Origin of the sequence: Enterobacter sp. 198, from assembly GCF_009025585.1 — a bacterium.
Taxonomy (GTDB): Bacteria; Pseudomonadota; Gammaproteobacteria; order Enterobacterales; family Enterobacteriaceae; genus Enterobacter; species Enterobacter ludwigii.
This window is the reverse complement of the sequence record NZ_WCIM01000011.1, coordinates 125,826-141,070: the sequence shown is the minus strand read 5'-3', so window position 1 is coordinate 141,070 and position 15,245 is coordinate 125,826. Positions and strand designations below refer to the sequence as shown.

Genomic DNA, 15,245 nt, shown 5'->3' with positions numbered 1-15,245 from the left:
ATTAACTCCTGTGAAGTGTGTCGTTGTGTGAGGTGTAAAACGTGAACATGGCAGCGGCGATAAGCAGTACACCGCTGAGTGCAAAGGTGCTTTGCCAGCCGCTGTGGTCAAAGGCCAGGCCACCGAGCGTGGAGCCGAGCGCAATGGAGAGCTGCACCATTGCCACCATCAGTCCGCCACCCGCTTCGGCATTTTCAGGAAGCGTTCTGGCAACCCAGGTCCACCAGCCGACGGGGGCGGCCGTCGCGACCAGTCCCCAGAGGCCGAGCAGGGCGGTGACGGCGGCAAGGTGATGGCCGAAGGCCATCAGTGCCGCGGCAATCAGCGCCATCACCACGGGAATGGCGACCAGCGTGGTGTAAAATCCGCGGCGCAGAAACGTGCCGATCAGCAGGGTGCCGATAAAACCCGCCACGCCAATGACCAGCAGGATTAACGATAACTGCGTCGCGCTGGCGAAAGTCACGGTTTCCAGGAACGGACGCACGTAGGTAAACAGCGCGAACTGCCCCATGAAAAAGACGCCGCACGCGACCATTCCTTTTGCCACCAGTGGGGTCTTCAGCAGGCCGAAGGCGCTGGTGGACGACGCGGTGCGCTTTTCCACGGGCATGGAAGGCAGGCTGAACCACTGCCAGATAAACGCGAGCAGGCTCACGGGCACCAGGCAGTAAAAGGCACCGCGCCAGCCGATTGTCGCCCCCAGCCAGCTGCCGAGCGGAGCCGCAACGACGGTCGCCAGGGCGTTGCCACCGTTAAAAATGGCGAGCGCACGTTGAACCTGATGCGGTGGCACAAGGCGAATTGCGGTCGCCGCGGAGAGCGACCAGAAGCCGCCAATGGCCACGCCAAGCAGTGCGCGTCCCAGCATATAAAGGGGATAGCTCTCAGCCACGGCGATAATCAGACCGGAGACGGCCATCAACGCCGTCAGGCCCAGCAGCAGCGATTTGCGGTTAATGCCTCCCGCAAGAGAAGAGAGAAACAGGCTGGTCAATACGGCCAGCGCGCCGGATATCGCGATCCCGAGGCCCGCCAGGCCTTCACTGACGGCGAGATCCCGCGAAACGGGCGTCAGCAGACTTACAGGCATAAATTCTGAGGCGACCAGCGTAAAAGCGCAGAGGGTCATTGCCAGCACGCCGCTCCAGCAGGCACGGGACTGGCGCGCTGATGTTTCGTTCACCATAGCGGACATCGTGTTTACCTTGTTATTCGTTCGGCCAGATTCGGACAAGCCGGGGCCGGGCGCTATTCACGGGAATAACGCATGCAGATGAAAGGTTGGAATGTGGTTGACGTCAGGTCACAGTGAAAATTTTACACGGCGGGTGTATTCTGACTAGCTAATCAATGCTTAATGAGCTTATAAGTTTGGCTTATAAATGAGGGTGCGATGAAGCGTAACCTGAACGATCTTTTTGCTTTTGTCACCGTGGCGCGTGAGGGCAGTTTTACCCGTGCCGCGGCACAGTTGGGCGTGACCCAGCCCGCGTTAAGCCAGGCCATAACCGGGCTGGAGAACCGGATGCAGATCCGCCTGCTGACCCGCACCACCCGCAGCGTTTCCCCCACCGCAGCCGGCGAACGCTTGCTTAACGCCATTGGCAACCGTTTCGATGAAATCGAAGCGGAGCTGGACATGTTGACGGAGCTTCGCGACAAACCCGCCGGCACGGTGAGGATCACCTGTGGACCCGATGTGTTATCGCGCACCCTGTTGCCTAAGTTGACGCCGCTTTTGCGGCAATACCCCGATATTCACATTGAGTTCGACGCCAATCACGGTTTTCGCGATATCGTTGCCGACCGCTTCGATGCGGGCGTTCGTATGGGAGATACCATCGATAAAGACATGATCGCGTTGCCGATAGGCCCGCAGTTGCGTATGGCCGCGGTCGCCTCGCCGGACTACTTCGCCCGTCATCCTGTTCCGCAAACGCCGCATGAGCTGACGCAGCACCAGTGCATTAACCAGAGGATGATTAAATCCGGCGGGATTTACGTCTGGGATTTTGATCAGGACGGTGGCGATCTGAACGTGCGCGTGAATGGCCAGCTGACCTTCAATACTTCCTGGCATATTGTCGAAGCTGCCCTGGCGGGATTCGGGATTGCTTTCCTGCCCGAAGACGAGTTTGGCGATCATATTGCTGAAGGCCGGTTAATCCGCGTGCTGGAACCCTGGTGTCTGCCCTTCCCGGGGTATTATCTCTACTACCCGAGCCGAAAGCAGCCGTCTCCGGCCTTTTCGCTGGTGGTGGATGCGTTGCGGATGCGATAACGTTGACCCGATTTCATCGATCATCGCCCTGTGGCCCACATCGTTACGCGCGGCATCGGGCTATTCTCCTCTTCACACTATGAGGAGAATACCCATGAACATCACCCAGATTCGTAATGCCACTCAGCTGATTACCTACGCCGGGAAACGCTTTTTAATCGACCCAATGCTGGCCCCGAAGGGCGCTTATCCGGGCTTCCCCGGCACGGCGCATGCGGAGATCCGCAACCCGATGGTCGAGCTTCCCGTTGACGTCAACACGTTGCTTGAGGCGGATGCGGTGATCGTCACCCATACACATGACGATCACTGGGATCGCGCCGCAGTCGAACTGATCGGCAAAGATAAACCTGTCTTTGTGCAGAACGACAGCGACGCCGCGCTGCTGCGCAGCCAGGGATTTACCCACCTGACGGTAATGACCGAGGAGACGGCGTTTGGCGATATCCGGATCGCGAAAACCCGCGGCGGCCAGCACGGTACCGATCGTGCTTACGCCGTGCCGGAGCTGGCGGAACGGCTGGGTGAAGCCTGTGGCGTGGTTTTACGTCATCCTGATGAGAAGACGCTCTACATTGTCGGGGATACCATCTGGCGTGATGAAGTGGCAGCCGATCTGCATAAGCATCAGCCGGATGTGGTGGTGCTTAACGCGGGCTATGCTCACGTCATCGGGTTTGGGCCGATTATCATGGGCCAGGAAGATGTGCTCAACGTCCACTTCCTGCTGCCGCAGGCGAAAATTGTGGCGACCCATATGGAGGCCATCAACCACTGTCTGTTGACCCGCCATGCGCTGCGTGAGTACGTTGACGCGAACCTGATTGGAGATGCGGTGAGCATTCCCGAGGATGGTGAAACCGTTATATTCTGAGCATCACCAGGGGAAAGGAGAGATACATGGCGCTAATCAACGTCGCGATTGTTGCGGTAGACGGGTTCAGCCCGTTCCACTACTCCGTTCCCTGCATTTTGTTTGGTGATACGGTATCCGGCGAAAAGCGCTTTAGTGTGTTGATCTGCGCCGAAAAACCCGGATTACTGACATCCAAAGACGGGTTTGCGCTTAACGCGACTCACGATTTCTCCGCCATCGGCCAGGCAGATATCGTCGTGGTGCCTTACTGGCAGCATGTTCAGCAACGCCCGCCCCAGACGCTTCTCGACAGCCTGGTCCAGGCCAGAGACAACGGGGCGGAGATCGTCGGGCTTTGTCTGGGGTCGTTTGTGCTGGGTTATGCGGGCATTCTCGACGGTAAACGCGCGGCCACGCACTGGGAGTTTGAACATCAGTTTCAGACGCTTTTCCCGGACGTAAAGCTGGATATCAATGCGCTATACGTCGATGACGGCAATATCATCACCTCTGCGGGTACCGCTGCCGCGCTTGACTGCTGCCTGTACATCATCCGCCAGCGCTTTGGCAGCGTGGTCGCTAACCAGATTGCCCGCCGTATGATCGTGCCGCCACACCGCGAGGGGGGGCAGGCACAGTTTATTGCCCAGCCGGTACCGAAAGATACCCGTGACGGACGAATCAACTCCCTGATTGACTATCTCCAGCAGCACATTGCCGAATCGCATAATCTGGACTCGCTGGCAGAGGTGGTATCGATGAGCCGCCGCACGCTTACCCGCCATTTTGTAAAAGCCACCGGGATGAGCGTGGCCGACTGGCTGACCACCGAGCGCCTGCGGCGCAGCCAGATATTGTTAGAAGCCGGGAATATGCCCATTGAAAGCGTGGCAGAGCTGGTAGGGTTTAACTCTGCGGTGACCTGGCGCCAGCAATTTAAGGCGCGTTTTGGCGTGAGTCCGGCAGAATGGCGTAAGACTTTTCGGCTTCGTCATTAATTTATTACTGCTTCCTCGGCGATGCGGCGTTCGATACCCGCTATGTTTCCAACGTGGTACTCGACCAGACCGATAACCGCTACCTGAACGGTATCGGCTCCGATCTGGATCGGATGCGCTATCTGATGGATAACGCCGCGGCGGCGCAGCAGTCGCTGGGCCTGCTGTTTGGCGTCTCGCTGACTGAGGATCAGATTGCTGCGCTCGACCACAGCTTACTGTGGTGGGAGAAGGCCACCGTCAACGGCGAAACGGTTCTGGAGTCATTGAGTTCTGAATATTTCGGAAGCAAAGGACAGGCTGCCAATGAGGCTATACAAAACAAATTAAGCGAGAAAAATAATGTTTACTACGAGGATAAAATTATTCCTATTGCTGGTAGCTGTTTGGATCGCTGGCATTTTTGCCACGCTTTTGTGCGGCCGTTTGCTGATAGCCTTTGTTACCTATTTTTTCATCGGGCAATTTGATTTTCCAATGAGTGATCTTGTTGAAGCTGTTAACCTTTCCATTAGTGGTGGGGTAATCATTGGAGGAATACAATGCTTTATGTCGAAAGAAAAGAATCCACCCCGGTGAACAGGAGATGAGGATATAGAGTTACTCCAGCCTGTCCACCCTCGTCTCCCCCTCCGCCATCGACAGCTCATACAATGAAAACGACCGCTGCTTCTCAATCAACTTCGCCAGCTCCGGCGAGTGGCTGGTGAGCCAGATCTGCGAGTAGCGGCTGGCCTCGGCGATTAAGCTCGCCAGCGCGGGCAGCATCTGCGGGTGCAGGCTGTTTTCCGGTTCGTTCAACGCGATAAAGGCCGGTGGGCGTGGGCTTAACAGCGCTACCGCCAGGCACAGGAAGCGCAGCGTCCCGTCGGAAAACTCCGCCGGTTCCAGCGGCCTGCTCAGCCCCTCGCGCTGCATCATCATGCGAAAGCGGCCGCCGGTGTTGTCGCTGTAAAACTCGCAGCCGGGGAAGGCCTGGTCGAGAATGCGCATCAGCAACATTTCATCACCAATCTCGACAATTGTCTGAAATGCGGCCGCCAGGTTGGCGCCGTCGCTGGCCAGTACCGGGGAGCGGAAACCGACCTGCGGGGCACGCATCGCCGAGCCGGACGAGACGGAAAATTCATGATAAAAGCGCCAGTTACGCAGGGACTCGCGCATCTGCGACACTTCCGGGTAGAGATGCGGTTCACCGAGCTGCCCGAACACCGATTCGTTTTCATACAGCGTGCCGCTGTGAGTCACTTTTTCGTGGTGCACGTTGTTGAGAAATACCGCCTGATTCCTGCGCTTCATCAGCTGTGATGAAGGGCGACGGCGCTGACCGGTAAGCCAGATGGACTCTTCTTTAATGACCGGATCGAGCTGAAACTGGGAGGGATAGGGCAGTTGCTCGACAAAGCCCACCTGCAGCTCGTACTCGTAAGTGTCCGTTTCCACCGCGAGGTTCATCCGCCGGAGCTGGTCGCTACGGGTCTTACCTGCCCAGAACACCTTCAGAATACCGCCTTCATTTGCCAGCGCCTGGGAGAACTGCCCCTGCGCCGCGCTGTGCATCAGGTGTATCGCCTTGTAGATATTCGATTTCCCGGTACCGTTGGGGCCGAAGACGATATTGAGCGCTTCCAGCTCCAGCGACATGTCGCGAATCGAGCGGTAGTTTTGGATATGCAGGCTTTTGATCACAGGCAGGCTCCTTTTTTGCACTGTAGGCCTGTATATAATTACAGTCTTTAAGGTTAAATGCAAAAAAGAGACGACAGTGAGGGTGTCGTCTAAACGGGGTACTGCTTTGGGCCTCTGAGGGTCAATGGGGCCTTCGCATTTTTATGATCACTTGACTGCCAGACGCAGACCCAAATCATCAGGATAGGGATCAAAGTAGTTTTGCGTCATCAGATACCGGTCAGGGTATTCGGCCAGGTAGTGCTTCAGCAGCGTGATCGGCGCGAGGATGGGCAACTGCCCGTTACGGTAGTGCAGGATCACGTCGCGAAGTTCGCCGCGCTGGCGGCTGTTTAGCTGGTTACGGAAATACCCCTGAATATGCATCAACACGTTAGTGTGATTTTTCCGCGAGGCAGGTTTCTTCAGGATGGTCATCAGCTTTTCGCGGTACGCCACAAAGAAGGCGTCCAGATCTTCCCACTCGTGCAGCGTGGCAACGAACGGGCCGATTTCACGATAACCTGCCTGATGGTGCGCCAGCAGCTGAAGTTTGTAGCGGCTGTGGAAATCTAATAGCGCACGGCGCGTCAGACCCTGGGCGCGCAGTGTGTTCAGTTCATGAAGCGCGAAAACACGCTCAACAAAGTTTTCCCGCAACACCGGATCGTGCAGGCGGCCATCTTCTTCCACGGGTAACCACGGCAGGGTTTCAAGGAGGGTGGCAGTGAACAGCCCGACACCCTCCTTGCGGCCCCGGTTGCCGTTTTCATCATACAGCCGCACGCGTTCCATGCCGCAGCTGGGGGATTTTGCACAGACGATAAAACCTGCCAGATCGCCGATTTTAGGCAGATAATCTGCCGTAAAGTCAGCCATCTTTTGCGTAACGTCTTCGTGCGGGGCGTGGCTAAAACGCATCTGGGTTTCACCGCTGTCCGTCACGATAAGACGCAGTGCAGGGCGTGGCGTCGGCAAGCCGATGGCCATCTCAGGGCAGACGGGCCTGAAATTCACCCACTGGGCCAGTTCGTCCATGACAAAGCCCATACGCTTATGTCCGCCGTCGAAGCGAACGGCGGAACCGGTCAAACATCCGCTAATACCGATTACAGGTTTCATTGTCATGGTGTGTGTCTCCAGTTCGTATATCTAAAACTTACACAACATGAGTAATTTGTCCAAGTATTGGCGGAGTTATTTTTTATTATCCTTTAAAATCAATGTTTCTTAACTGCCCTTGTAGGTCGAGTATCCGTACTGGCTCAGCAGAAGCGGGATGTGAAGTTTCTCGTTGGTTCGGGTCACGGTAAATAGCACTGGGATCTCCGGGAAGAAGGTGTCCAGCTTTTTGCCGTGGAAGTAATCAGCGGTTTTAAAGGTCACTTTATACACGCCTGGCTGCATGTCCTGATCCTGCGGATAGAGTGATTTGATACGTCCGTCGTGGTCGGTTTTGCCGCTGGCAATCTGGGTCCATGTGTTCTGCTGCTGCTTCTCCAGCGTGACGGTAACGTCAGATGGCGGCATCCCGGTTTGCTGGTCGAGAATATGTACGCTCAGGGTGCCGGCAGGGGCGCTAAACGCGGCAGGGGTAAAGGCCATGGCGGCCAGCATCAGCAGAGGGGGCGTTTTTTTCATTGTGTTTTCCTGTGGGGTTGTCAGTCACAGGAAAACGTTAGCATTTGCGGGACGGAAAAATATTCAACTTTTCGTGAAGTTTACCGCAGGAGAAAATAATCAGAGGATAATCACTTCAAGGGATACCTGCTGCTGCCACTGTGCCACCTGCTTTTTCCGTGCGGCGGTCAGTTTACCGCTGGTCACCAGAAGCCATTTGCGCTCGGGGAAAATCTCAGGCGCCAGTGACGTGGAGGGAGTAGGCAAAATATCGATACGGTGCCCTTGTCCGGTACGCGTCAGGGCCTCGAGCCAGATTTCACACGGGTCATTCAGGTACCAGCCACTAAGCAGGATGTTATCACCCGGCGCTTTTTTGTCGCCCTCAAGGCAGAACGAGGCATAGGCGATGATAATACCGTCGAGGATCTCGCGCAGGGTCATGGCGGCAGGGATGTTGGCTGACATCTGGCTGCGCAACGGACGCAGCACATTTGCAACCAGCTCTGGCCTGGGGTATTCGCGGCCAGCGTCGTAAATCATCTGGCGCAGGGATTCAATTTTCCCGTCCTGCAGGCGTTGCAGCATGGTCTCAAGCAACGTTTGCCAGTTGTTGGTACGGCGCGGGACGGGGCGTTCCAGTAGCGGTTTGACCTGGCCGATGGGCACGCCTTTTTTCACCCAGTCGAGGATTTTCAGTGCCTGCTGGACGTCCTCATCACTGTACTGGCGATGGCCGCCCTCCGTGCGCTGTGGCTTGAGTAAACCATAGCGACGCTGCCATGCCCGCAGCGTCGTGGCGGTGATCCCGCTGAGTCTGGCGAATTCGCCGATGGAGTAAGCCATGTCCGTGTCCAGAGTGGAGGAATACTCTCAATATACTACGAATTTTCCCTCACGGGATGAAGCGCCGTAACGGTGCACTACACTTTACTTCCAACCGTGCAAATGAAAGGAATTCTCATGAAACTATGGCCTGTTGTGACGGGTGTCGCCATTGCCCTGACTCTGGTGGCCTGCAAATCCCCTACGCCACCGAAAGGCGTAAAGCCCATTTCAAATTTTGAAGCCAGCCGCTATCTCGGCAAGTGGTATGAAGTTGCCCGCCTGGAAAACCGCTTCGAACGCGGGCTGGAGCAGGTGACCGCCACCTACGGCGAGCGCAGCGACGGTGGCATCAGCGTGCTTAACCGGGGTTTCGACCCGGTTAAAAACAAGTGGAATGAGAGTGAAGGCAAAGCGTACTTTACCGGCGAACCGACGACGGCAGCGCTGAAGGTGTCGTTCTTCGGCCCCTTCTACGGCGGCTATAACGTGATCAAGCTGGACGATAAGTACCAGTATGCGCTGGTGAGCGGGCCGAATCGCGACTATCTGTGGATCCTGTCTCGTACGCCGACGATTCCGGATGCCGTGAAACAGGACTACCTGAATACCGCACGCAGTCTGGGCTTCAAGGTTGATCAGCTGGTGTGGGTTAAGCAGTGAAGATCGTGCTTTCTTCGTAGGGTTTTACTGGCTCGCCTGGATAGACTTCCGTTAAAAGCTCAACGGGAGACGACGACATGAACTGGCAGCCTTTTCGCGGCGACGCACCGGAAAATATGACCATTTTCAGTGCGTCATTTCCGGATATTAGCGACCAGTGGCCGATGAAGGACGACACTGCCCGTGAGATCAATTCGATTAACCGGGCGCTGAAAGCCGATCCGGCGCTTCGTCCTCCGCTGATTGAATACGAAGAGGGGGGACAGGCCGTGCTTGTCCCACAGAACCGTTATTCCGGGCAAGCCTACCGCAATCGTCCGGCGCTCACCGCGTGGCGTACCCGGCTGGTTCCCTCTGCGCTGGCGCTTTTTGTGGTGCAAAACCCGCTGGAGGAGCGCCTGCCAGACGGAACCCGAATGGACAGCGACAGCCGCCAGTGGTTTATCCATGCGAACGATGCCATTGGTGTGCGCTCCCGTGCAAAAGTACTGGCTGCGATGGTGGATAAATACATCCGCAACGGGAACGATAACAATTGGGTGAGCCTGGCGAGCGGGGCTGCAATTCCCGTGCTGGAGGCGCTGCGCGAGGCGAAGCTCGACGGCCAGCAGGTGTATCTGACGCTGGTGGATAAAGACCCTGTGGCGCTCAGTTGGGCCGAAACCATGGCGGCGCAGGAAGGCATTATCGTGGGTGAACAGCTGACCCTGCTCAGGCGCAACTTGCTCCATACGCTGGTGCGTAACGAAGATTTACTGCATGAGCTGGGCGAGCATCAGGCCGAACTGGTGGATGCGCTGGGGATTTTCGACTATTTCAACGATGCCGATGCGGTGATTTTTCTCCAGCGTGCGCTGCGGCTGATAAAGCCCGGCGGGGCGGTGATTGTCTCGAATATGCTGGCCAGTAGCCCACAAATCGATTTTATTTTGCGCTGTATCGGCTGGGAGGATATTTACCCGCGGACGCTCCGGCAGCTGCAGGATATTCATATCGCGGCAGGCGTGCCGGTGGAAAATGTCACCGTGGTGGTCCCGAAAGACGGGGTGTATGCGGTGATGGAGATTAAGGTGGGGGATGACAAACCGCACGGCCAGTTCCCTCTCACGGAGGGAGAGGGCTAGGGTGAGGGGGGACAGGGCGCTAGAATATTTACCGTTCCTCAGTTGTTCGGTTTACCCGAACAACTACCATGAAGGATTAGCTGGTTTCTTTATTCTCAATGTCTGTTGGGGATTCTTGCTTTTCATGCTCTATCTGCTGACCTGTCTCCTGAACCAACTTCCGGGCCATTTCCTTGATACGCTCTCGACTTTCACAGGTTCGAGAGTTTATTACTTCATTTAAAGTCTTCATTTTATTGCCTCCATGCTTCTGGATACTTGATTTAATCGCTGTGCTCTATAATGATCCCCCTCATGAAAATCGAAACCGCACACCCCTCACACTTCGAACGCCTCGTCACAGTCTGGGAGTCTTCCGTTCGTGCCACCCACCATTTTTTGCAGGAAAGTGATATTGCGGCGCTGCGCCCGTTATTGCTCAATGCCTATCTGCCCAATCTCAAGGTTATGATTGCCCGCGATGAAGCGGGTGTTATTCATGGCTTTTTAGGCGTCGATAAAAACCGCATTGAAATGCTGTTTGTGGATGATGCGAGCCGGGGAAAAGGCGTGGGGAAATTACTGCTGAACTATGCCATTGCGCATTTTGGTGCGAATGAAGTGGATGTAAACGAGCAAAACCCGCAGGGCGTTGCGTTTTATCAGCATATGGGGTTTGTGCAGGTGGGGCGCTCAGAACGGGACGGACAGGGGAATGCGTTTCCGTTGCTGCATATGTGGTTGGGTGAGTGAATGCTAACTTAACGCAGATATCCTACTCGTTAGATATGAAATGCAACGCATTTTGCCGTTCAGGAATTGTACCTCACGATTAAAGTTTGGCTATTATGATATCCGAAATATAACCGAACAAATCAATATCAACGTAATTAATTATTTGAAACACATGGGTAAAGTTTAAGGCCTGAATATTTGTGGGTGAGAAAACTAAAAAAGATGACTTAGACATTACTAGAAAGCAGAAGAGTCACATAAAAAATTTTAGTGAATAGATTAAATTATTACTTGGGTTTAATGGTGGAACAAATATGAGAATAATCTCTTCAAAGAATTTTGGCGGAAGATCACAGGAGTCGAACCTGCCCGGGAACGCTGGCGTCCCCAACTGGATTTGAAGTCCAGCCACCTCACCGGAGATGACGATCTTCCGCGCCTGCATTGCTACATGGAGGCGGGGCGCATTATAGCTACTTTCAGGCATTTACCACATACCCCGGCACACTTTTTTCACCTCTCTTTTGACCTTAACACCCCTGTTTCAGTTAATTCCTAAGAAAATCCTCAGGTTAGCATTTCGTGCTCGTCAATATTTACCGCGATCACAAAAAACAAGAAACGTAACCAGCTAACCAGAAAACGCAATACCCGCTCCTGAAACAATGGTTTAAAAATCTGTAACCGGTCTCAGCGCCCCCTACAGCGTGAAGGATAAAAAAATGAGCGACGTATTGTCAGTAAAAGAGAAGATTGGCTACGGCATGGGTGACGCCGCCAGCCACATCATCTTCGATAACGTTATGTTGTACATGATGTTTTTCTATACCGATATCTTCGGCATTCCTGCCGGGTTTGTCGGCACGATGTTCCTGCTGGCACGTGCGCTGGATGCGATTTCGGACCCGTGCATGGGCCTGATCGCTGACCGCACCCGCAGCCGCTGGGGTAAATTCCGGCCGTGGATACTGTTCGGTGCTATCCCGTTCGGCATTGTCTGCGTGCTGGCCTACACCACGCCGGACCTCAGCCTCAACGGCAAAATGATTTATGCCGCCATTACCTACACGCTGCTGACGCTGCTCTATACCGTGGTTAACATCCCTTATTGCGCCCTGGGCGGTGTGATCACCAACGACCCGACGCAGCGTATCTCCCTGCAGTCCTGGCGCTTTGTGCTGGCGACCGCGGGCGGCATGCTCTCGACGGTACTGATGATGCCGCTGGTTAACCTGATTGGTGGCGATGACAAAGCGTTCGGTTTCCAGGGTGGGATAGCCGTGCTGTCGGTGGTCGCGTTTCTGATGCTGGCGTTCTGCTTCTTCACCACCAAAGAGCGCATCCAGGTGCCGCCGAGCACCACCTCCATGCGCGAAGACCTGCGAGATATCTGGCATAACGACCAGTGGCGTATTGTTGGTGTGCTGACCATTCTTAATATCCTCGCCGTCTGCGTGCGTGGCGGCGCGATGATGTACTACTGCACCTGGATCATGGGCTCGCCGGAAATCTTTGTCGCGTTCCTCACCACCTACTGTGTCGGGAACCTGATTGGCTCTGCGCTGGCGAAACCGCTCACCGACTGGAAATGCAAGGTCAGCATCTTCTGGTGGACCAACGCCGCCCTGGCGGTGGTCAGCGTGGCGATGTTCTTCGTTCCCATGCATGCCACGGTGGTGATGTTCACCTTCATCTTTGTGATTGGGGTATTGCATCAGCTGGTGACGCCGATCCAGTGGGTCATGATGTCCGATACCGTCGACTACGGCGAATGGACCAACGGCAAGCGTCTTACCGGCATCAGCTTCGCGGGCACGCTGTTTGTGCTGAAACTCGGCCTGGCGCTGGGCGGGGCAATGATCGGCTGGATGCTGGCAGGGGGGGGTTATGACGCCGCAGCTAAAACCCAGAACAGCGCGACCATCAGCATCATTATCGGCCTGTTCACCCTGGCCCCGGCGGTTTGCTATGTACTGAGCGCCATCATCGCCAAACGCTACTACACCCTGAAAACGCCTTTCCTGACCAAAATCATGAGCGAGCTGGCGCAGGGTGCGCGCCGCAATCAGCAGGAGTTTGACAACCTGCCGGTCAGTAAAGAATTACAGAACTAAGAGGACGAGAGTATGAAAATCAGTGATGGAAACTGGCTCATTCAACCGGGCCTGAACGTCACCTGCCCGGTTCAGGTGTTCGATGTAGAGCAGCAGGGCAATGACCTTGTGGTATACGTGGCGCCGCGTGATGTACGAGAACGTACCTGGCAGCTTGATACTCTGATGTTCACTGTCCGTCTTTTCTCCCCGCAGGAAGGGATTGTCGGCGTGCGTATCGAGCACTTCCAGGGCGCGCTGAACAACGGTCCGCACTATCCTCTGAATGTCATCAAAGAGGTGAACGTTGAGATTGAAAACAATGCCGAATTTGCTGAGCTGAAAAGCGGTCACCTCAGCGTGCGCGTCACCAAAGGCGAGTGCTGGGCGCTGGATTTTCTGCGCAACGGACAGCGTATTACCGGCAGTCAGCTGAAAAACAACGGTTACGTGCAGGATACCCGTACCGATCGTCATTATGTTTTTGAGCGTCTGGATCTGGGCGTAGGTGAAACGGTCTACGGCCTCGGCGAGCGCTTTACCGCGCTGGTGCGTAACGGCCAGACGGTCGAGACCTGGAACCGCGACGGCGGCACCAGTACCGAGCAGTCATACAAAAATATTCCGTTCTATCTGACCAACCGCGGCTACGGGGTGCTGGTGAACCACCCGGAAAACGTCTCGTTTGAAATTGGCTCCGAGAAGGTCTCCAAAGTGCAGTTCAGCGTAGAAGGTGAATATCTCGAGTACTTTGTGATCGACGGCCCGACGCCAAAAGAGGTGCTCAACCGTTATACGCGATTCACCGGACGCCCGGCGCTGCCGCCCGCGTGGTCATTCGGCCTGTGGCTGACCACGTCGTTCACCACCAACTACGACGAAGCGACGGTTAACAGCTTTATCGACGGCATGGCCGAGCGCGATCTGCCGCTGCATGTCTTCCACTTCGACTGCTTCTGGATGAAGGCCTTCCAGTGGTGTGATTTTGAATGGGACCCGGTGACTTTCCCGGATCCGCAGGGGATGATCCGCCGCCTGAAGGAGAAAGGGCTGAAGGTTTGCGTGTGGATTAACCCGTACATCGGCCAGAAGTCGCCGGTATTTCGCGAACTGAAAGAGAAGGGCTACCTGCTCAAGCGCCCGGACGGCTCCCTGTGGCAGTGGGACAAATGGCAGCCCGGTCTGGCGATTTATGACTTCACTAACCCGGACGCGTGTCGGTGGTATGCCGACAAGCTGAAAGGCCTGGTGGATATTGGCGTCGACTGCTTTAAGACCGATTTTGGCGAGCGCATCCCGACGGACGTCCAGTGGTTTGACGGTTCCGATCCGCAGAAGATGCACAACCACTACGCATACCTTTATAACGAACTGGTGTGGAACGTACTGAAAGAAACGGTGGGCGCGGATGAGGCGGTGCTGTTTGCCCGCTCGGCGTCGGTAGGTGCGCAACAGTTCCCGGTGCACTGGGGTGGCGACTGTTACGCCAACTACGAATCGATGGCGGAAAGCCTGCGCGGCGGGCTGTCGATTGGTCTGTCCGGCTTTGGCTTCTGGAGCCATGACATCGGTGGATTTGAGAACACCGCGCCGGCACACGTCTACAAACGCTGGTGCGCGTTTGGGCTGTTATCCAGCCACAGCCGCCTGCATGGCAGCAAATCTTACCGCGTACCGTGGGCGTACGATGATGAGTCCTGTGATGTGGTGCGTCACTTCACTCAGCTGAAATGTCAGATGATGCCGTATCTCTATCGCCAGGCTGCCCTGGCTCGCGAGTATGGCACACCGATGCTGCGGGCGATGATGCTGGAGTTCCCGGACGATCCGGCATGCGATTACCTCGACCGTCAGTACATGCTGGGGGAGTCGGTGATGGTAGCCCCGGTGTTTTCTGAGGCCGGTGACGTGCAGTTTTATCTGCCGGAAGGGCGCTGGACCCATCTCTGGCATAACGATGAAATCGAGGGCAGCCGCTGGCATAAACAGCAGCATGAATTCCGCAGCCTGCCGGTCTATGTGCGCGATAACACCCTGCTGGCGTTGGGCAACAATCAACAGAAACCGGACTACGCCTGGAACGAAGGGACAGCTTTCCAGCTGTTTAACCTGGGCGATGGCGCGATGGCGGTGAGCGAAGTGCCCGCGGCGGACGGTTCTGTGGCATTTACGCTGAAAGCCACACGCAGCGGCGACACCGTGACCATTACCGGCACAGGTGACGCGCGAAACTGGTCGGTCTGCTTGCGCAACGTGCAGAAACTGAGTGGTGTAAAAGGCGGCTCAGAGGCCGGAAGCGAGTGGGGCGTGGTGGTGAAAGCGGAGGGTAATGAGGTGGTGGTACACCTTTAATTTTCCTCACCCTAACCCTCTCCCCAACGGGGGGAGGGAAGGGTTTGC

The 15,245-nt window shown here is 55.7% G+C and carries 14 protein-coding genes, 1 tRNA gene and 1 pseudogene; 9 read left to right on the top strand and 7 right to left on the bottom strand.

Annotation, left to right across the window (positions count from 1 at the left end; genetic code table 11):
- Position 1: 1 nt before the first annotated feature.
- Positions 2–1,198 carry an MFS transporter gene (locus F8561_RS05150; protein ID WP_151887216.1) on the bottom strand — a complete coding sequence of 399 codons (1,197 nt, stop codon included), beginning with the start codon at positions 1,196–1,198 and terminating at the stop codon, positions 2–4.
- A 198-nt stretch (positions 1,199–1,396) separates the two neighbouring features.
- Here F8561_RS05150 and F8561_RS05145 point away from each other — a divergent pair, with 198 nt between their 5' ends.
- The 4 genes and pseudogenes from F8561_RS05145 to F8561_RS24595 all read left to right on the top strand — a co-directional run.
- A complete protein-coding gene (locus tag F8561_RS05145; RefSeq protein ID WP_020882709.1) occupies positions 1,397–2,284 on the top strand; it encodes a LysR family transcriptional regulator in 888 nt (295 codons plus the stop codon).
- Positions 2,285–2,378: 94 nt separating this feature from the next.
- Positions 2,379–3,158, top strand: coding sequence for an MBL fold metallo-hydrolase (locus F8561_RS05140; protein WP_041162352.1), 780 nt, complete (start codon positions 2,379–2,381; stop codon positions 3,156–3,158).
- A gap of 26 nt (positions 3,159–3,184) precedes the next feature.
- A complete protein-coding gene (locus tag F8561_RS05135) occupies positions 3,185–4,138 on the top strand; it encodes a GlxA family transcriptional regulator (protein ID WP_151887215.1) in 954 nt (317 codons plus the stop codon).
- 5 nt (positions 4,139–4,143) lie between these two features.
- A pseudogene (locus F8561_RS24595) lies at positions 4,144–4,398 on the top strand (hypothetical protein); the annotation flags it as partial.
- Positions 4,399–4,738: 340 nt separating this feature from the next.
- Here the strand turns inward: F8561_RS24595 and F8561_RS05125 are convergent.
- The 4 genes from F8561_RS05125 to F8561_RS05110 all read right to left on the bottom strand — a co-directional run bounded on the left by F8561_RS05125 (position 4,739) and on the right by F8561_RS05110 (position 8,272).
- Complete coding sequence (locus F8561_RS05125) at positions 4,739–5,827, bottom strand: AAA family ATPase (RefSeq protein ID WP_151887214.1); 1,089 nt, start codon at positions 5,825–5,827, stop codon at positions 4,739–4,741.
- A 147-nt stretch (positions 5,828–5,974) separates the two neighbouring features.
- A complete protein-coding gene (locus tag F8561_RS05120) occupies positions 5,975–6,934 on the bottom strand; it encodes a YbgA family protein (RefSeq protein WP_020882705.1) in 960 nt (319 codons plus the stop codon).
- 102 nt (positions 6,935–7,036) lie between these two features.
- On the bottom strand, positions 7,037–7,447 hold the full coding sequence (uraH, locus tag F8561_RS05115; protein ID WP_151887213.1) for a hydroxyisourate hydrolase: 411 nt from the start codon (positions 7,445–7,447) through the stop codon (positions 7,037–7,039).
- Between the two features lie 99 nt (positions 7,448–7,546).
- A complete protein-coding gene (locus F8561_RS05110) occupies positions 7,547–8,272 on the bottom strand; it encodes a MerR family transcriptional regulator (protein WP_014168030.1) in 726 nt (241 codons plus the stop codon).
- Between the two features lie 117 nt (positions 8,273–8,389).
- Here F8561_RS05110 and F8561_RS05105 point away from each other — a divergent pair, with 117 nt between their 5' ends.
- Together F8561_RS05105 and F8561_RS05100 are read left to right on the top strand one after the other, a co-directional pair.
- Positions 8,390–8,914: a lipocalin family protein gene (locus tag F8561_RS05105; protein WP_020882704.1), complete on the top strand. Its 525-nt coding sequence runs from the start codon at positions 8,390–8,392 to the stop codon at positions 8,912–8,914.
- Positions 8,915–8,991: 77 nt separating this feature from the next.
- Positions 8,992–10,038, top strand: coding sequence for a class I SAM-dependent methyltransferase (locus tag F8561_RS05100; protein ID WP_049023102.1), 1,047 nt, complete (start codon positions 8,992–8,994; stop codon positions 10,036–10,038).
- 76 nt (positions 10,039–10,114) lie between these two features.
- Here the strand turns inward: F8561_RS05100 and F8561_RS24170 are convergent, their stop codons facing one another.
- Entirely contained in the window at positions 10,115–10,270 is a 156-nt protein-coding gene (locus F8561_RS24170; protein ID WP_153852750.1) for a hypothetical protein, read from the bottom strand.
- Positions 10,271–10,332: 62 nt separating this feature from the next.
- Between F8561_RS24170 and F8561_RS05095 the strand changes: the two genes are divergently transcribed.
- Entirely contained in the window at positions 10,333–10,770 is a 438-nt protein-coding gene (locus tag F8561_RS05095) for a GNAT family N-acetyltransferase (RefSeq protein ID WP_049023103.1), read from the top strand.
- A 322-nt stretch (positions 10,771–11,092) separates the two neighbouring features.
- Here F8561_RS05095 and F8561_RS05090 read toward each other — a convergent pair.
- Positions 11,093–11,187 (bottom strand) — tRNA-Sec (locus F8561_RS05090).
- 287 nt (positions 11,188–11,474) lie between these two features.
- Between F8561_RS05090 and F8561_RS05085 the strand changes: the two genes are divergently transcribed.
- A complete protein-coding gene (locus F8561_RS05085; protein ID WP_049023104.1) occupies positions 11,475–12,866 on the top strand; it encodes a glycoside-pentoside-hexuronide family transporter in 1,392 nt (463 codons plus the stop codon).
- 12 nt (positions 12,867–12,878) lie between these two features.
- The gene (gene yicI / locus F8561_RS05080; protein ID WP_151887212.1) at positions 12,879–15,197 is read left to right on the top strand and encodes an alpha-xylosidase; all 2,319 of its coding nucleotides are present in this window, start codon (positions 12,879–12,881) and stop codon (positions 15,195–15,197) included.
- The last annotated feature ends 48 nt before the right edge of the window (positions 15,198–15,245 follow it).